General features: G+C 65.7%; 16 protein-coding genes and 1 other RNA gene. 9 read left to right on the plus strand and 8 right to left on the minus strand.

Going from position 1 to position 17,300, the window contains the following annotated elements:
• Nucleotides 1-41: 41 nt before the first annotated feature.
• Nucleotides 42-1,451 (plus strand): FAD-binding oxidoreductase, encoded by a 1,410-nt coding sequence (locus LRX75_RS17315; protein ID WP_231815931.1) that lies wholly within the window; start codon nucleotides 42-44, stop codon nucleotides 1,449-1,451.
• 199 nt (nucleotides 1,452-1,650) lie between these two features.
• Entirely contained in the window at nucleotides 1,651-5,472 is a 3,822-nt protein-coding gene (locus LRX75_RS17320) for an AsmA family protein (RefSeq protein ID WP_231815932.1), read from the plus strand.
• 32 nt (nucleotides 5,473-5,504) lie between these two features.
• On the opposite strand, the gene LRX75_RS17325 is transcribed toward LRX75_RS17320, so the two are convergent.
• The 5 genes from LRX75_RS17325 to LRX75_RS17345 all read right to left on the minus strand — a co-directional run bounded on the left by LRX75_RS17325 (nucleotide 5,505) and on the right by LRX75_RS17345 (nucleotide 8,180).
• Complete coding sequence (locus tag LRX75_RS17325) at nucleotides 5,505-5,759, minus strand: ribbon-helix-helix domain-containing protein (RefSeq protein ID WP_231815933.1); 255 nt, start codon at nucleotides 5,757-5,759, stop codon at nucleotides 5,505-5,507.
• 73 nt (nucleotides 5,760-5,832) lie between these two features.
• A complete protein-coding gene (locus LRX75_RS17330) occupies nucleotides 5,833-6,072 on the minus strand; it encodes a DUF4169 family protein (protein ID WP_231815934.1) in 240 nt (79 codons plus the stop codon).
• A gap of 6 nt (nucleotides 6,073-6,078) precedes the next feature.
• Nucleotides 6,079-6,621 carry an SspB family protein gene (locus LRX75_RS17335; RefSeq protein ID WP_231815935.1) on the minus strand — a complete coding sequence of 181 codons (543 nt, stop codon included), beginning with the start codon at nucleotides 6,619-6,621 and terminating at the stop codon, nucleotides 6,079-6,081.
• Between the two features lie 197 nt (nucleotides 6,622-6,818).
• Nucleotides 6,819-7,217, minus strand: a transfer-messenger RNA (tmRNA) gene (ssrA, locus tag LRX75_RS17340).
• A gap of 84 nt (nucleotides 7,218-7,301) precedes the next feature.
• The gene (locus LRX75_RS17345; protein WP_231815936.1) at nucleotides 7,302-8,180 is read right to left on the minus strand and encodes a transglutaminase-like domain-containing protein; all 879 of its coding nucleotides are present in this window, start codon (nucleotides 8,178-8,180) and stop codon (nucleotides 7,302-7,304) included.
• Nucleotides 8,181-8,497: 317 nt separating this feature from the next.
• Between LRX75_RS17345 and LRX75_RS17350 the strand changes: the two genes are divergently transcribed.
• From LRX75_RS17350 to LRX75_RS17370, 5 genes are all read left to right on the plus strand, one after another.
• Nucleotides 8,498-9,292, plus strand: a complete 795-nt coding sequence (locus tag LRX75_RS17350) for a thymidylate synthase (RefSeq protein ID WP_231815937.1) — start codon at nucleotides 8,498-8,500, stop codon at nucleotides 9,290-9,292.
• Nucleotides 9,289-9,843 carry a dihydrofolate reductase gene (locus LRX75_RS17355; RefSeq protein WP_231815938.1) on the plus strand — a complete coding sequence of 185 codons (555 nt, stop codon included), beginning with the start codon at nucleotides 9,289-9,291 and terminating at the stop codon, nucleotides 9,841-9,843. The genes LRX75_RS17350 and LRX75_RS17355 overlap by 4 nt, the downstream gene beginning before the upstream one ends.
• Before the next feature lie 144 nt (nucleotides 9,844-9,987).
• Nucleotides 9,988-11,124 (plus strand): FtsH protease activity modulator HflK, encoded by a 1,137-nt coding sequence (gene hflK / locus LRX75_RS17360; RefSeq protein WP_231815939.1) that lies wholly within the window; start codon nucleotides 9,988-9,990, stop codon nucleotides 11,122-11,124.
• Complete coding sequence (gene hflC / locus LRX75_RS17365; RefSeq protein WP_420851222.1) at nucleotides 11,124-12,074, plus strand: protease modulator HflC; 951 nt, start codon at nucleotides 11,124-11,126, stop codon at nucleotides 12,072-12,074. The genes hflK and hflC overlap by 1 nt, the downstream gene beginning before the upstream one ends.
• Before the next feature lie 238 nt (nucleotides 12,075-12,312).
• Entirely contained in the window at nucleotides 12,313-12,699 is a 387-nt protein-coding gene (locus LRX75_RS17370; RefSeq protein WP_092984301.1) for an ACT domain-containing protein, read from the plus strand.
• A 21-nt stretch (nucleotides 12,700-12,720) separates the two neighbouring features.
• On the opposite strand, the gene LRX75_RS17375 is transcribed toward LRX75_RS17370, so the two are convergent.
• Nucleotides 12,721-12,939: an alkylphosphonate utilization protein gene (locus LRX75_RS17375; protein WP_062592536.1), complete on the minus strand. Its 219-nt coding sequence runs from the start codon at nucleotides 12,937-12,939 to the stop codon at nucleotides 12,721-12,723.
• Nucleotides 12,940-13,259: 320 nt separating this feature from the next.
• Between LRX75_RS17375 and LRX75_RS17380 the strand changes: the two genes are divergently transcribed.
• Nucleotides 13,260-14,897, plus strand: a complete 1,638-nt coding sequence (locus tag LRX75_RS17380; RefSeq protein ID WP_231815940.1) for a DegQ family serine endoprotease — start codon at nucleotides 13,260-13,262, stop codon at nucleotides 14,895-14,897.
• A 48-nt stretch (nucleotides 14,898-14,945) separates the two neighbouring features.
• On the opposite strand, the gene LRX75_RS17385 is transcribed toward LRX75_RS17380, so the two are convergent.
• Both LRX75_RS17385 and serB read right to left on the minus strand, forming a co-directional pair.
• Nucleotides 14,946-15,491: a GNAT family N-acetyltransferase gene (locus LRX75_RS17385; protein ID WP_231815941.1), complete on the minus strand. Its 546-nt coding sequence runs from the start codon at nucleotides 15,489-15,491 to the stop codon at nucleotides 14,946-14,948.
• Nucleotides 15,488-16,390 (minus strand): phosphoserine phosphatase SerB, encoded by a 903-nt coding sequence (gene serB / locus LRX75_RS17390; protein WP_231815942.1) that lies wholly within the window; start codon nucleotides 16,388-16,390, stop codon nucleotides 15,488-15,490. Before serB ends, LRX75_RS17385 begins: the two co-directional genes overlap by 4 nt.
• Here serB and miaA point away from each other — a divergent pair.
• Nucleotides 16,389-17,285, plus strand: coding sequence for a tRNA (adenosine(37)-N6)-dimethylallyltransferase MiaA (gene miaA, locus LRX75_RS17395; protein ID WP_420851223.1), 897 nt, complete (start codon nucleotides 16,389-16,391; stop codon nucleotides 17,283-17,285). The two genes, serB and miaA, sit on opposite strands and share 2 nt — an antisense overlap.
• The last annotated feature ends 15 nt before the right edge of the window (nucleotides 17,286-17,300 follow it).

Here is a 17,300-nt window from a genome sequence, read left to right on the forward strand (position 1 = left end):
CAGGACCGCAGGCAGGATGCCTGCGGTAGAGGATGCGGTCGATGGCTCTGAAGGCGATCAGGTCGGGCGTTCGCAACGAGACGGGGATCGTCGAGGCGATCGCGGCGCTGAAGGCGCGGTTCGGCGAGCGGCTGCAGACGGGGCAGGCGATCCGGGCGCAGCACGCCCACACGACCACCTATATCCCGGCACAGCTGCCGGACGGGGTGGTGTTTCCGGAGAACAGCGCCGAGGTGCAGGCGATCGTCGGCATCGCCCGCGAAAACGGGGTGCCGCTGATCCCGTTCGGAACGGGTTCCTCGCTCGAAGGTCACGTCAACGCGCCGCATGGCGGTATCAGCCTCGACATGAGCCGGATGAACCGCGTGCTCTCTGTCAACGAAAGCGATCTCGACTGCACGGTGGAGCCGGGCATCACGCGCGAGGACCTGAACCGCGACCTGCGCGCGACCGGACTGTTCTTCCCGATCGATCCCGGCGCCAATGCGTCGATCGGCGGCATGGCCTCCACGCGCGCCTCGGGAACCAATGCGGTGCGCTACGGCACGATGCGGGAAAACGTTCTCGCGGTCACCGCCGTCATCGCCGACGGGCGCGAGATCCGCACGGCGCACCGGGCGCGCAAATCCTCGGCGGGTTACGATCTCACGCGGCTGTTCGTCGGCGCGGAAGGCACGCTCGGCGTGCTGACCTCGGTCACTCTCCGGCTGCACGGCATTCCCGAGACGATCGCGGGTGGTGTCTGCGCGTTTCCGGATGTGGGGGCCGCCTGCAATGCGGTTATTCTCACCATCCAGTCCGGCATTCCCGTTGCGCGCATCGAGCTTCTGGACGAGACGCAGGTGAAGGCGAGCAACGCCTATTCCGGTCTGCACCTGCCGGAAATGCCGACGCTCTTCGTGGAGTTCCACGGCAGCCCGGAGAGCGTGGCGTTGCAGTCTTCGGCCTTTGCCGAGATCGTCGAGGCGTTCGGCGGCGGTGCTTTCAGCTGGACCTCGAATGCCGACGAGCGCGCGGTGCTGTGGAAGGCGCGGCACGATGCCTATTGGGCGCAGAAGGCGCTTCGACCCGATTTCGCCATGCTCTCGACAGACGTCTGCGTGCCGATCTCGCGGTTCGCGGACTGCGTCGAGGCGACACGGGAGGATATTCGCGAAAACGGCCTGATCGCGCCCATCGTCGGCCATGCCGGCGACGGGAACTTTCATGTCGGTCTGCTGTTTGACGACAAGGATCCGGCCTTTGTCGACAGGGCGGAAGCTTTCGTGGAACGGCTGAACGCGCGGGCGCTGGCCATGGACGGGACCTGCACGGGCGAGCACGGCATCGGGCAGGGGAAGATGCCGTTTCTGGAGGCGGAGCTTGGCGATGCGCTCGATCTGATGCGGCAGGTCAAGCTTGCGATCGACCCCACCGGAATCTTCAATCCGGGTAAGATTTTTACGCGATGAACGAGAATTTGCCGCCGTGCCATGCTACTGCATCGCCTGCGCGGTGCCTCGCCCGCACGGGAACGACGGCAGGTAAGTGACATGCGCCAACCGGCACGCCCAAGTCCTTGACGACGCGGGGTGCAAGGCGGCAAAGGCCAAGAGGATACACCGGCCCGCTGTGGGCTGGGTGGCAGGATCGGACAGGACGTAAGGCTCGGTGCTTTCGCGTATTTTCGTCATCGTCGGCGGTTTGTTTGTGCTCGCGCTGTTTGCTGCGCTGATCGCGCCGCTGTTCATCGACTGGACGGATTTCCGCAAGGACTTCGAGCGCGAGGCCGGCCGGATCATCGGGCAGCCGGTCGTCGTGCACGGCAGCGTCGATGCGCGGCTGATCCCCTTTCCCTCCGTTACGCTCAACGACGTCCGTATCGGCGAGACCGAAGCCGGCGCGCCCCTGGTACAGGTCGAGCATTTTTCCATGGATGCCGAGCTTGCGCCGTTTCTGTCCGGCGAGGCGCTGATCTTCGATATGCGGCTGGACAAGCCCAAGGCGAAGATGCGGCTTCTGCCGGACGGCACGCTCGACTGGGCCCGGGGGCGCCGTGCCGCCATTCCGGCAAAGACCGTGGTGCTCGAGAACGTCGAGATCACCGATGGCGAAATCGAGTTCATCGACGAGCAGACCGGGCGCACGCGCGAGGTTACGGGGCTGACCGCCGATCTTTCCGCGCGGACCTTGGCCGGCCCCTGGAAGGTCGAGGGCCGGGCAGCGCTCGATGGCGAGGCCGGCAGCTTCTCCTTTTCCAGCAGCGAGCCGCTCGAGGGCGGCGGACTGCCGCTGCGGGCGCGGCTCACGCCCGACAAGCGGCCGTTCGGCGTCGATCTCGATGGCGAGCTGAAGATCGTCGAATTTCGCCCGGTCTATCAGGGCAAGTTCACCATGACGGAGAACCGGCCCGCCGACGCCCCGAAGCGCGAGGACGATGCGGCAGCCCTCCGGATCAATGGACAGTTCGAACTCACCAATGACCGGATCCGCGTGCCGGACTACCGCGTCGAGGTCGGCCCGCGCGACGACCCCTATCTCGTGACCGGCGAGGCGACGCTCGACACCGGCAAGATGCCGGAATTCCTGCTTCTGGCCGACGGCCAGCAGATCGACGTCAGCCGCATCGGCGGCAAGGCGGGCGCTGCCGGCAAGACCGGGCGCGATCCCGCGATTTCCATCCGGCAGCGGCTGTCCGCCATGATGGAGATCATCGCCAACATCCCCATTCCGCAGGTGCCGGGCCGGGCGAGCCTGAAGCTTCCCGCCATCGTCATCGGCGACACGACGGTGCGCGACGTGCGGCTGGACCTTCGCCCGGATGGCGCCGGCTGGATGATCGACAATGCCGTCGCGCAGTTTCCCGGACGGACGCAGCTCGAGGCCAAGGGGAGGCTCAATCTGTCCGGCCAGCGCGCCTTCCGGGGCGACCTTCTGGTGGCGTCCAACCAGCCCTCGGGGCTCGCCTCCTGGCTTGCCGGCTCGGTCGATCCCGCGATCCGCCGTCTTCGCACGGCCGGCTTCTCGGCGACCGTCAACCTGACGGACACGCTGCAGCAGTTCGAGCGCCTGGAAGTCGCGGTGGGTCCGGCAACGCTGAACGGGCGGGTGGAGCGGCAGGCGCTGAACGGCGTTCCCCCGACACTGTCCGTGCAGCTGAAGGGCAACCGCATCGATCTGGAAGCCTTGCAGGCGCTGACCGGGCTGGTGGCGGGGGATGCCTCCTATGAAACGCTGCTGTCGCACACGATCGCCGCCGATATCTCCGCGGATACGCTGCTGGCGCTTGGCGAGGAAGCGCGGGACGTGCAGCTGGTGGCGACGCTGAAGAACGGGCAGCTGCAGGCCGAGCGCGCCTCCATCGGCAGCATCGCCGGCGCGCAGCTTGCGGCCTCCGGGCGCATGGGCGGCACGCTGGCCGCGCCGATCGTGTCCGCCAAGATGAAGATCGCGGCGCCGGACATGACCTCGTTCTTCCAGATGGTCGAGCGGCACGCGGCGGCCCATCCGATCCTCACACGGCTTGCCCGCAGCGGCGGCTACTACAATGATGCCGCACTTGACGTGACGCTGACGGCGGGCAGCCGCGAGGGCGACGCACCGGTGACCTTCGGCATCGTCGGCACGGCCGGCGGCAGCCGCGTTGCTGCGAACTATCAGGCGCCGACGATCGCGCAGGCGCTCGCCGGGCAGGGCATCTTCCTCGAAGCGACGCTTGAGAACCCGTCGAGCCTTGCGTTGCTCGGCCAGGCGGGTTTCGACGCGCTGCCGTTCGACACGGATGCAAACGGCCTTCTCTCCATCAAGCTGCAGAGCACAGAGGGCGACAAGGCCTCGGGAACGCTCAGCTTCACGACGGAGAAGACGGCGCTCAACGCCAGCGGCGAGATCGACCTGTCGCGCGACCGCTTCCTCAGCGGCCAGACCAAGGTGACGCTGGAGAGCCAGGATTTCGAGCCCTTCCTGCTGGTGCAGGGCATCGCCTTGCCGCAGACGGGAACGGGCCTGCCGGTGAGCCTGAAGAGCGACGTGACCGTGACGCCGGAGGCGGTGACGCTGTCGGCCATGGAGGGCAAGGCGGACCGGAACGGTTTTTCCGGACAGATCGCCTTCGACCGCACCGTGCCCGGCAAGGCGACCGGTCAGCTGGCGCTCGATACGCTCGATCTTGCCTGGGCCGCCGAGGGTCTGCTCGGGCCGGTGCAGGACCCGCTGGAGGGAACGCTGGCGACATCGCCGGTCTCACCGGTGACCTGGAGCGGTTACGACGTCGCGCTCGATCTCACCGCCAGACAGGTCTGGCCCGGTGTCTACGGCGCGATTTCCAACATGATCGGCAAGGCCGTCTGGAAGGGCGACCAGCTCGAAATTTCGGATGCCGCCGGGGAATGGCTGGGCGGCAAGATGTCCGGGCGGATGTTGCTCGGCAACGGCAACGGGTCCGGCTTCCTTCAGGCGCGGCTCGACCTTGCCGGCGGCGATCTCTCCGCCGCGGCGTGGAAGACCTCCGGCGCGTCCGTCGCCAATGGCCGGTTCGACCTGTCGCTGGCGCTGGAGGCTTCCGGCAAGACGGCGAAGGGCATGGCGGAATCCGCCAGCGGGTCCGGCGCGGTCAACCTGACCGATTTCACCGTGCGCGGACTGAATGTCGGCGCGCTTCCCGCCATTCTTGCCGGTGCCGACCGGCTGGAGGGCGAGATCACGCCGGCGGCCGTCGAGCCGATCGCCCGTCCGGCCATTCTTTCGGGCGACGCCGCCCTCGGCACGGTCAAGGTGCCCTTCAGCATCGCCGGCGGCACGCTGCGCGCGCAGAACGTGACGTCCAAGGTCGACGGTGCGACGGTGACCGGCGATGCCGAGGTGTCGCTGCCCGACCAGACGCTGAATGCCGCCCTGCAGGTCGTCTTCAATGTCGGCGACCAGACCGTGGCCGGGGCCGAGCCCAAGGTGGAGCTCTCCTACACGGGCGCCCTGGAGGCACCGGGCTTCCAGCTACAGACCGGGGAACTCGCAAGCTTCCTGTCGCTGCGCGCCTTCGAGCGCGAGCGGCGGCGCGTCGAGATCCTTCAGGCCAATGTGCTCGAGAAGCAGCGCCTGCGCCGCGAGGCAGCGCTCTACAAGGCGCGGGCAGAGGAGCGCGAGGCGGAGCGCGTGCGTGCTGCGGAAGAGCAGCGCCGCCGCGCGCTCGCGCTCGAAGAAGCGGCGCGGCAGAAGGCGGAGGCGGAAGCGCGTGCGGCTGCCGCCGCCAAGGCTGCCGCGGAGGCGAAAGCCATTGCCGACCAGTGGGCCGCGCAGGCAGAACGCATGGCCGCGGAGAAGAAGGCCGCAGCAGAGGCGCGCGATGCCGCACGCGCTGCGGAACAGGAGCGCCAGCGGCGCCTGATGCCGGTCGATCCCGGCGAACAGGTGGAGCGGGGTGGTACCCTGCCGGCACCGGGGACGAGCCCCGACAGGCTGAACTTCCAGACACTGCCGGGCGTGAGGCCCCAGTGATCGGACGCGCCGGGCAGGCGGTCGCCCAAGGCTCAGGCCTGTGGCGTTTCGCCTGTGTCGGCTCCTGAAAAGCGTGCCGCTTCGGACTTCACCCAGGCGAGCACGTGCACCCGCAGGGCGGAGGAGAGGTTGCTGTCGGCCGGGCGAGCGTCGTCGATCTCGGCGATGAGGCGGGCGAGGGGAACGGCGCGGGCGGCGGCAATGGCCTTCAGCTCCTGCCAGAAGACGTCTTCCAGCGAAAAGCTCGTGCGGTGACCGTGAAGGGTGGCAGAGTGTTTTCTCAGCATGGCCGGTGCGGCCTTTTGGGCGTTCGAGGCACCGTGCTCGTCGCGGGGCGCCCGACGTGAGGCTTCGAGCGGATCAATCCTTGTCCTGCCCGTCCTTGTCCCGGCCGTCCTCGTCCCGCCTGCCGGTCGAGGGCGCCGTCTCCCGCCGCCCCTGATCCAGCCGACGTTCGGACGTTTCGTTCAGGGCTTTCGTCAGCGTCTTCTCGACCTTGGTGCGGCCGAAGCTGATGCGATTCTGCTCCGCCGTCTTCTCGTCGTTCGCGCGCGACTTCTGCTTGCGAAACTGGCGCAGATTGACGACGTCGCCCGCCATGATGCGTCAGTTCTTCTTGCGGAACGCGTCGAGGGAAACCACGGACGCGCCGGGCTTGCCGTCGTCGGTCTTCGGCGCTTCGGCGTCCGCCTCGTCGTCGCTCTCAAGGCTCACGCCCGGACGCTCGACGGTGACGCCGGGATAGGCGGTGATCTCGGCGGATTCCGTTTCCGCATCCTCGTCTTCTGCAATCGCCACGTCGAATTCCAGCTCGAAATTCACCGACGGGTCATAGAAACCACGGATCGCGTTAAACGGAATGACCAGCTTTTCCGGCGTATCGGAGAAGGAAAGGCCGATCTCGAACAGCGATTCCGTCACCTTCAGCTCCCAGAACTGGTGCTGCACGACGATGGTCATCTGCTCGGCATATTTGGATTTCAGATGCTGGGAGATACGGACGCCGGGCGCACCGGTCAGGAAGGTGATGAAGAAGTGGTGATCGCCCGGAAGGTGACCGGTCGCTGCAACCTCGCTCAGAACCTTGCGGATGACGCCACGCAGCGCGTCCTGTGCGAGAATGTCGTAGCGGATATGGTCCTGGCCCATCGGATCCCCGTCTTGCCTAGCTGTTTCAGTATTCGCTGCCATGAGCCGCGCGAGCGGCGTCCGACGGCGTGTCGTTCACCAAACCATTTGCACTATTGATGGACGATTTCAAGGCGCAGCGGTCGCAGGCCGGGAATTGGCATCGCCGCGCATGCGTCCGGCGCAAGGCTCCGTGTGGTCGTGATCGTGTGGGGAAAAGTGGAGGTTTCTGTTGCCAGGTACCTCCGAACCCCGCCTTACGGTGCGAACCGGAAGGACTTGATTTGAAGTGTCACACCGCGATTAAGCAGCGAGACGAGCTTCCGCATAGTTGTCGTTTGCAACTACTGTTTGAGCCCGATAACGGTGGTACAATGCCGAGCAAAAGTTCGATCTTTACGCCCTTGTCGATCCTATTTCGCCCCCATCAAAAGCCGGCCGTTTCAGCCTGCGCCCTATCGACGTCCTGTTTCCAGAACATCTCGAGGCCGGTTTTTGGTGGAGGCGCCGGGTACCGCCCCCGGGTCCAATAGGTTTATTACACCGACAGTTTATTGCCATATCCGCCTTGCGACGGCAGGAGTGATATAGGCGTTCCCGCAGCCGATGAAAAGGGCAAAGCGCATGGAAAAAGGGCACCGCCGCCGAAAAGCGGGATGCCCTGTCCAATCCGTGTTCGCAACGACCTCAAGGGCCGATGTTCAGGCGGCGTCCTGCTCGATTTCGGCGATCTCGATGCGGTCGTCCGTCGAGATGGCATCGATCGTGCGGCCGGGCTGCTCGGGCGAGCCGTCGGCATGTTCGATGGTAATGTTCACGGCGCCGGGGTCCATCAGGCCGAAGGGCGTGCAGAAGGCGATTTCGGCGGCATCGCGGCCGACGCCGATGCGCACGAGGCCATCGAGATTGGCCTGGCGCGTCGCATCGAACAGCCACCAGCGACCATCGAGATAGGCCTCGAAGACGGCATGGAAATCGGACGGGCGCAGGCCGTAGGCGTAGCAGCTGACGAAGCGGGCGGGGATGCCGAGCGCGCGGCAGAAGGCGATGCCGATATGGGAGAAGTCGCGGCAGACGCCGGCGCGCAGAAGCAGGCTTTCATCGGCTGTGGTCTGGCCGTTGGAGGAGCCGCGCTGGTAGTCGATGTTGTTGTAGATCCAGTTGCAGATCGACGTCACGCGCTCGTGTCCCTTGGGCAGGGCGCCGAACTCGCGGATGGCAAAGGCGGCGAGGCGGTCGGAGGAAACAAAGCGCGAGGGCAGCAGGAACGGCATGATGTCGAGCGGGATGTCCGACAGCGGCGTCTCGTTGATCGTGGCCGGGTCGGCGCGGAAGACGTCGAGCGTCACTTCGGCCGCGTAATTGATTTCGAGCGGGCCGGGGGCCGCATCGATCTTGAAGTAGCGGTTCTGCTCCTCGGGCACGGTGTAGGTCCAGCGCGGGCCCTTGGGGCTGATCGTCAGCGTTTCCACCAGATCGTGATGGCGCTGCAGCTTGGCGACTTCGACGTTGAAGATGAACACGGTGGGTTCGCGAACCTCGTAGGTGAGGGTGCAGCCAAGCTTGTAACGGACGGTCATGAGCGCGCTTTCGTAAAGGGGGATTCAGGTCGGGCACACGCCGGGAGGAGACGCTGCCCGGATGACGGGTAAGATCAACGTGCCGGGGAACACGCGGGAGGGTAAAAGGTTCCGGCGTTCATTCGAAAATGATAAATGGCGTGAATGTCAGGTCTGTGACCGTTGCTCAAGGTGGGTTATCTGCCGTTGCCGGTCGCAAGCGAGGCGCTTTGCCGCGAACCGGCGCCGGAAGGCCGGGACAACGCGGCGCGGGGCCTATCGCGGCGGCGTCACAGCCTTTATTCTCGTGTGGACTCGAAGTTTGCGGACAGCCGATCATGAAACAATATCTCGACCTCCTTCGTCATGTGATGGACACCGGCTCCGACCGCAGCGACCGGACCGGGACAGGCACGCGCTCGGTGTTCGGCTATCAGATGCGCTTCGACCTTTCCGAGGGCTTTCCGGTCCTCACGACGAAGAAGCTGCACCTGCGCTCGATTATCCACGAGCTCTTGTGGTTCCTGCGCGGCGACACCAACATCGCCTATCTCAAGGAAAACGGCGTCAGCATCTGGGACGAATGGGCCGACGAGGCAGGCGATCTCGGCCCCGTCTACGGCTATCAGTGGCGTTCGTGGCCGGCACCCGACGGGCGGCATATCGACCAGATCGCGCAGCTGGTGGAGGGGCTCAAGATCAATCCGCACTCCCGCCGGCATATCGTTTCCGCCTGGAACCCCGCGCTGGTGGACGAGATGGCGCTGCCGCCGTGCCATTGCCTGTTCCAGTTCTACGTGTCGGAGGGCAAGCTCTCCTGCCAGCTCTATCAGCGCTCGGGCGACATCTTTCTCGGTATCCCTTTCAACATCGCCTCCTACGCGTTGCTGACGCTGATGGTGGCGCAGGTGACCGGGCTGGAGCCGGGGGATTTCGTGCACACGCTGGGAGACGCGCACATCTACGCCAACCATTTCGAGCAGGCGCGGCTACAGTTGACCCGGACGCCGAAGGCGCTGCCGGTCATGCGGCTGAACCCCGAGGTCAAGGACCTGTTCGCGTTCCGCTACGAGGATTTCCAGCTTGTCGGCTACGAGGCGGAGGCGGCGATCCGGGCGCCGATCGCGGTATGACGCCGCCAAGAGTCGTCATCGTCGTGGCGGCGGCGCGCAACGGCGTGATCGGCCGGGACGGGGACATGCCGTGGCGCCTGCCGACCGACCTCAAGCATTTCAAGGCGCTGACGCTCGGACGGCCAGTTGTGATGGGCCGCAAGACGTGGCAATCGATCGGCCGCCCGCTGCCGGGCCGCCCGAACATCGTCATCACGCGCGACGCCGGCTTCGTGGCGGAGGGCGCCGAGCGGGTAGGCTCGCTGGAAGAGGGCGTTCAGCGCGCGCAGGCGAAGGCGGAGGGCCTCGGTGTGGACGACATCTGCATCATCGGGGGCGGGCAGGTCTATCGTGACGCGATGTCGTTCGCCGACATCATCCAGATGACGGTGGTCGAGGCGGATATCGAGGGCGATACGGTGTTTCCGGCGATCGACGCGTCTCTCTTCGAAAAGGTTTTCGAGGTTGCACCGCCGCGTGGCGAAACGGACAGCCACAGCGTCGTCTTCACGACCTGGCGCCGGCGGACGAAGGCCGTGCGGGACCCCGGCACCGCTTTGCTCGAACTTTAGCAGTAAACGGAACGAAATTGCCTTGTTAACGCCAAAGTTATGACGCGCCGCGTTGAAAGGCTTCGGGGCGATACCTATAACGGGTTTACTTCCCAGTCGGTTCCGCCGATTGCCGGAGGTGGGAGTGTAACGAAAGAGGTATGAATGCCCTGGAGCAATCAGAACGGCGGCGGCGGTGGTCCTTGGGGCGGCGGCGGTAACGGCGGCAATGGCGGTGGTGGAAACAAGGGTCCGTGGGGCCAAGGTCCCAATCGCCCGCGTGGCGGCGGCGGTGGCCGCGGCAATGGCGGTCCGCCGGATCTCGAAGAGATCTTGCGCCGGGGTCAGGACCAGCTGAAGAACGTCGTTCCCGGCGGCTTCAATGGTGGCGTTGCCGCCATCATCGGTCTGCTGATCGTCGGCTTCATCCTCATCAATTCCGTCTACACCGTCCAGCCGGACGAGCGTGGCGTCGAGATGCGCTTCGGCAAGCCGAAGGAAGAGATTTCGATGCCGGGCCTGCATTATCATTTCTGGCCGCTGGAAACCGTCGAGCTGGTCAAGGTCACCGAGCAGCAGCAGAACATCGGCAGCAAGTCGGTTTCGGCCGACCCGTCGTCGGCCGGCCTGATGCTGTCGGGCGACCAGAATATCGTGAACGTCCAGTTCTCGGTGCTGTTCTCGGTCACCGATCCGAAAGCCTATCTCTTCAACGTCGAGGATCCCGCCAACACCCTGCAGCAGGTCGCCGAAAGCGCCATGCGCGAGGTCGTCGGCCGTCGTCCGGCACAGGACATCTTCCGCGACAACCGCCAGGCGATCGCGCAGGACGTCAAGGCGACGATCCAGGCGACCATGGACACGTATGGCGCCGGCATCTCCGTCAATACCGTCGCAATCGAGGATGCGGCTCCGCCGCGCGAGGTTGCCGACGCGTTCGACGAGGTGCAGCGCGCCGAGCAGGACGAGGATCGTTTCGTCGAGGAATCCAACCAGTACGCCAACCAGGTGCTCGGCCGGGCCCGTGGTCAGGCAGCGCAGAATCGCGAAGAAGCCGCCGCCTACAAGGACCGCGTCGTCAAGGAAGCCGAGGGTGAGGCGCAGCGCTTCGTCTCGGTCTACGATGCCTATGCGCAGGCTCCGGACGTGACGCGCAAGCGTCTGTATCTGGAAACCATGCAGGAGGTTCTTGGCAAGTCCAAGAAGGTCATTCTCGACGAGCGCAACGGACAGGGCGTGCTGCCCTACCTGCCGCTTACCGAAATCGGCCGACCGGCCCCGCAGGTCGGAGGAGGCAACTGATGAATAGCCGTCTTCCCTATTTCCTGATCGCTCTCGCGGTCATCCTGATGGTCGTCTATTCCTCCGTCTTCGTCGTCACGGAACGCCAGCAGGCGGTCGTCGTCCGCTTCGGTCAGATCCAGGACGTCAAGACCGAGCCGGGCCTCTACTTCAAGCTGCCCTTCGCCTTCATGGATGCCGATCGCGTCCAGTATGTCGAGGATCAGGCCCTGCGGTTCGACCTCGACAATATCCGCGTCCAGGTTTCCGGCGGTAAATTCTACGAGGTCGATGCCTTCGTCGTCTATCGTATCCAGGATCCGCGCCGCTTCCGCGAGACGGTCTCCGGTGACCGGTCCTCGGCCGAAGCCCGGCTTCGCACGCGTCTCGATTCGTCGCTGCGCCGTGTCTACGGTCTCCGGGGCTTCGAATCGGCGCTCTCCGAAGAGCGTGCTTCGATGATGCGCGAGGTCCGCGCCGACCTGAAGAACGATGCCGAATCGCTCGGTCTCAACATTCAGGACGTTCGTATCCGCCGCACCGATCTGACGCAGGAAGTCTCGCAGCAGACCTTCGACCGCATGAAGGCGGAGCGTCTGGCCGAGGCCGAACTCATCCGCGCCCGCGGTAATGAAGAGAGCCAGCGCCGCCGCGCCATCGCCGACCGTCAGGTCGTCGAGATCGTGGCCGAGGCCCAGCGGGATGCGGAAATCCTGCGCGGTGAAGGCGAAGGCGAGCGGACCCGCGTGTTCGCCGATGCATTCTCCCGCGATCCGAGCTTCTTCGAGTTCTATCGCTCGATGACCGCTTACGGCGCGGCCATCGCCAGCCCGGACACCACGCTGGTGATTTCGCCGGACTCGGAGTTCTTCCGCTTCTTCAACAGTTCGCAAGGCGCGCCTGTGCCGTCCGCGGCGGCGCCGACGGCTCCGGCTGCACCTGCAGCCCCCGCGGCACCGGCCGCGAACTGAGCGAAACGAACCGCATCACAAAAGACGGGGCCGGCAGCGATGCCGGCCCCTTCGTTCTTGACGGCATGCGCTAGGGATGGCAGGGCAGGCTTGCAGGGCGGCATCTCCCATGTCAGGCCCTCACCGAATGGTTTGACCTGCTGCTTCAAGCGCAGCAGACGTTACGTCCACAACGCTTGCTGCCCGTCAGGCCCGTTCTTTGGGCCGTCGATCCGGGCCGGCGTATCGAGGGGTATGAATGTCTCGCAAACTGCTGATCCGGCTGGTTGAAGCCGAATATTCGATCACCCGGCTGAATGTCGGCTCGCCCCTGCCGGAATGGCTGCCGGGCGCCGGCTTCTGGTCGGTCTCCTCGTCGCGCGAGGAAATGACGCTCGTCTGTCGCGCCGCGCGCGTGCCGACCGGGGTGATCTCGTCGAACGGCTGGCGGTGCCTGCGGATCGAGGAACACTTCGCCTTCGATATTCCCGGCATCCTGTCGTCCGTGCTGGAGCCGCTGTCGACCGCCGGCGTCGGCCTGTTTGCGAACTCGACCTTCAGCACCGACTACATCTTCATTCTCGGCTCCGACCTCGACAAGGCCGTCGCCGCGCTCAAGGCCCATGGCCACGAGGTCATGGTCTGAGCGCGACACGTCTTCCGACGGTCAGGCCTTCTTGAGAAACTCCGTGCGCAGCACGAGACCCTTGACCTTTTCCGCATTGCATTCGACTTCCGCCGGATCGTCTGTCAGGCGGATGTTCTTGACCAGCGTGCCGCGCTTCAGCGTGACCGAGGTTCCCTTGACCTTGAGGTCCTTGATCAGCGTGACCGAGTCGCCATCGGCGAGTGCGGTTCCGTTGCTATCCCTGACGACAATGCTCATGGTTGTATCCCCTCTGGCGCGCCGCGCGCCTGCGTGTGCGTTTCGCCGCTTATGACGCCCGGGCGGTGCCGGCGCAAGGGCCCACGGTGCCGGATGGCATGCGGTGCCGTGTCGCATCCGCACCATAACGAAAAGATGACTGGACGGGTCGGGCGCGCGCCTTATCTTCGCTTCCATGCGGGCGCAGGACATCGGACTGCCGGATGGGCCTCTATCTGCTTCTGCACAGCGCGCGTCGCGCGCCCGAGGCTTTTCCTTCCGCCGTGCTGCCGGTAAGGTACCGGCGAACCGACGGCTTATCTTTCCGAAACGAGGACTTCATGGGATCACACCGCTCCAGCTTCACCCGGACGGCGGCGCTTGCCCTGTCGACGGCTCTCGTTTTCGCAGGCCCGCTCGAGGCGATGGCGCAGGTCGCCAAGCCGATCGCGCCGCCCACGGCCACCGGGCCGCTTCCGGTTCCGCCGCAGCCGTCGCCCTCCATCCCTCCGCAGGCACGCGCCGCGCAGGGGCCGGATTCGGTGGCCGATCTCGCTGCGGGCCTTCTGGATGCCGTCGTCAACATCTCCACCTCGCAGAATGTGAAGACGGACGACGACACGCCGATGCCGAAGGTGCCGCAGGGTTCGCCGTTCCAGGATTTCTTCGACGAGTTCTTCAAGGGACAGAACGGGCAGGGTGCGCCCGGCCGCAAGGTCGAATCGCTCGGCTCCGGCTTCGTCATCGACCCCACCGGCTACATCGTGACCAACAACCACGTCATCGAGGGTGCAGATGACATCGAAGTCAACTTCGCCAACGGCTCGAAGCTGAAGGCGAAGCTGATCGGGACCGATACCAAGACCGACCTTGCGGTGCTGAAGGTCGAGCCGAAGAAGCCGCTGACGGCCGTGCCGCTGGGTGACAGCCGCACAATGCGGATCGGCGACTGGGTGATGGCGATCGGCAATCCGTTCGGCCTCGGCGGCACGGTCACCGTCGGCATCATTTCGGCGCGCGGGCGCAACATCAATGCCGGCCCCTACGACAATTTCATCCAGACGGATGCCGCCATCAACCGCGGCAATTCGGGCGGTCCTCTCTTCAACATGAAGGGCGAGGTCATCGGCATCAACACGGCGATCATCTCGCCCTCGGGCGGCTCGATCGGCATCGGCTTTTCCGTCCCGACGGAGCTTGCCTCCAACGTCATCACCCAGCTGAAGGATTTCGGCGAGACCCGGCGCGGCTGGCTTGGCGTGCGCATCCAGCCGGTCACCGACGATATCGCCGAAAGCCTCGGCATGGACACGCCGCGCGGCGCACTGGTTGCCGGCATTATCGAGGGCGGGCCGATTTCCAAGGGTGAAATCAAGACCGGCGACGTCATCACCAAGTTCGACGGTCGCGACGTGGCGGAGATGCGCGACCTGCCGCGCGTGGTGGCGGAAAGCCCCGTCGGCAAGGCTGTCGATGTCATCGTCATCCGGGACGGCAAGGAGATGACCGTGCAGGTCACGCTCGGCCGGCTGGAAGATGCCGATGTGGCGAATGCCGAGGCCTCGACGGAGGATGCGCCGGGGTCTTCGGACGACGCGCCGGCAACCGAGGGCGAAGGCGGTGCGGGCAGCCCGGAAGGGACGGATCAGGCAGAGCCGCCGGCCGCCGAACTGCCGAAATTCGACGAGGTGCTCGGCATGAAGCTGGCCTTGCTGGAGACGCCGAACCGCCGCAGCTTCGGTATCGGAGACGATGTCGAGGGCGTCGTCATCACCGAGGTCGCCCAGGGCTCGGCCGCTGCAGAGCGGCGGATCACGGCGGGCGACGTGATCGTAGAGATCGGCCAGGAAGCCATGAAGACACCCGAGGACGTGACCGCACGGATCGAGGAGCTGAAGGCGGACGGGCGCCGCAATGCCCTGCTGATGATCTCCAACAAGACCGGCGAACTGCGCTTCGTCACGGTGCGCATCGAGTAGCCTTCCGATCGCGCCGGAAATGCTGGGCCTCCGGTCGGAGGCCCACGATCACTGCGGACGCTTCAGGCGATAGAGCACGTGGCGTTTGAGGTGCGGATGGGTGTCGGGCACGCGCGGATGCTCGAAATCGCCCTCGATATCGCGGGCAAGACCGATACGCTCCATCACGGCGATGGAGCGATCATTGTCGGCGACCGCGAAGGACACGATCTCCGCAAGCCCGCGCGTCTCGAACCCGAAGGCGAGCAGGGCGCTTGCCGCTTCCGTCACATAGCCCTTCGACCAGTGCCGCCGTGCCAGACGCCAGCCGATCTCGATGGTTCCGGCAGGCAGGATCGGGACGAGGTCCGCGACGGCGAGGCCGCAGAAGCCGATGGGCTCGTCGGTCTCCTTCAGGGCAAGCGCGAAGAAGCCGTAGCCTGTGTCCGCGATGGCGTCGCGGTTCCGGTCGAACAGGGCGTCCGCGGCCGCGCGATCTCGGCGGAACGGGAAGAACGTCATGACCTCGGCATCGCTGTTGATCTCGAAGAAGAGATCCCGATCCGGGTCCTGCCAGTTGCGGATGCGAAGCCGCTCCGTTTCCGCGATGATCATGCGCGGCCGGTGGGGGTGACGAAATCGGTCTTTCGATAGCCCTGGATGTAGAGGAGCGCGGTGAGGTCGCCATGGTCGATGCGGATCTTCGCCTCGGCGGAGACCGTCGGCTTTGCGTGCAGGGCGACGCCCGAACCGGCCAGCTTGATCATGCCGAGATCGTTGGCGCCATCGCCGACCGCCATCGCATCCTCCGGCGTGATACCGAGGCGATCCGTGATCTCGATCAGCGCATCGACCTTGGCCTGCCGGCCGAGGATCGGTTCTTCCACGGTCCCGTTCAGAACGCCGTCCGCGACGACCAGTCGGTTGGCGCGGTTCTCGTCGAAGCCGATACGTTCGCCGATGGGACCCGTGAAGACGGTAAAGCCGCCGGAGACGAGGGCGGTATAGGCGCCCTTCGCTTTCATCGTGGCGACCAACTCGATCCCGCCGGGCGTCAGCGTGATGTGTTTGGCGATCACATCGTCAACGACGCCGAGCGAAAGGCCCTTCAGCAGGCCGACGCGTTCGATCAGGGCCGGTTCGAAGGCGATCTCGCCATTCATGGCCCGTGCCGTGATGGCGGCGACCTGTTCCTTCAGGCCGACTTCGGCGGCGAGTTCGTCGATGCACTCCTGTCCGATCATGGTCGAGTCCATGTCGGCGATCAGCAGGCGCTTGCGCCGGGTTTCCGCATCCTGCACGATGACGTCGACAGGCTGTCCGGCCACGGCGTCGCGCAAGCGCCGCTCGGCGTCGGCCGGGTCGGTCCCGTCGCGCAGGGCGATATCGCAGGCGACCCCGTCGGCAAGCCAGTAGAGACCGGAGGCGGGCACGGCCGCAGCGGCCTTTTCACCGAGAGCCGCGCTCAGCACCGGATTTGACGGATTGGCGACAAGCGTGGCAACGAGAGCCATGATGAAAAACCTTGAAAGAGGACAGGACACGATCCTGATAACGGGACCGACTGCCAGCGGCAAGTCCGCGCTGGCCGTTCGGCTGGCGCGAGACCACGGCGGCGTGGTCGTCAATGCCGACAGCATGCAGGTCTACGATACGCTGCGCGTGCTGACGGCACGGCCTTCGGAAGCCGACATGGACGGGGTGCCGCACAGGCTCTACGGGCATGTGCCGGCTGGCCACAGCTATTCCACCGGCGAATGGCTGCGACAGGTGACGGTGCTTGTAAACGAGCTTCGCGCGGAAGGCCGCGTGCCGGTCATCGTCGGTGGCACCGGGCTCTATTTCAAGGCGCTGACGGGCGGATTGTCCGAGATGCCCGACGTGCCCGACGCGATCCGCGCGCGCCTGCGGGCGCGCCTTCAGGCGGAAGGGCCCGGGCCGCTGCAGGCCCGGCTTGCGGAATGCGATCCCGAAACGGCGGCCGTGCTCAAGCCCGAGGACGGACAGCGCATCGTCCGGGCTCTCGAAATCTTCGAGGCGACGGGGCGCTCCATCCGTGGCTTTCAGGCGGCACCCGGCGCCACGGTGGTGGATCCCGAACGGGCGTTGAAGATGGTCGTGATGCCCGAGCGGGACGAGCTTCGCCAGCGGATCGACCGGCGGTTCGAGACGATGCTGGACCAGGGCGCGATCGAGGAGGTCGAGCGCCTTCTGGCACAGAATCTCTCCCCAGACCTGCCGGCCATGAAGGCGATCGGCGTGCCGCAGATCGCGGCGATGCTGCGCGCGGAGATGGACCGGCGCGCCGTCATCGAGACCGCGTCGGCGGCAACCCGGCAATATGCCAAGCGGCAGATGACGTGGTTTCGCAACCAGCTGGACGAGCGCTGGGAGCGCGTGGTGCCATGATCGAGCCGCTCGGAT

The organism is Rhizobium quercicola (genome assembly GCF_021168455.1).
Taxonomy (GTDB): domain Bacteria; phylum Pseudomonadota; class Alphaproteobacteria; order Rhizobiales; family Rhizobiaceae; genus Ferranicluibacter; species Ferranicluibacter quercicola.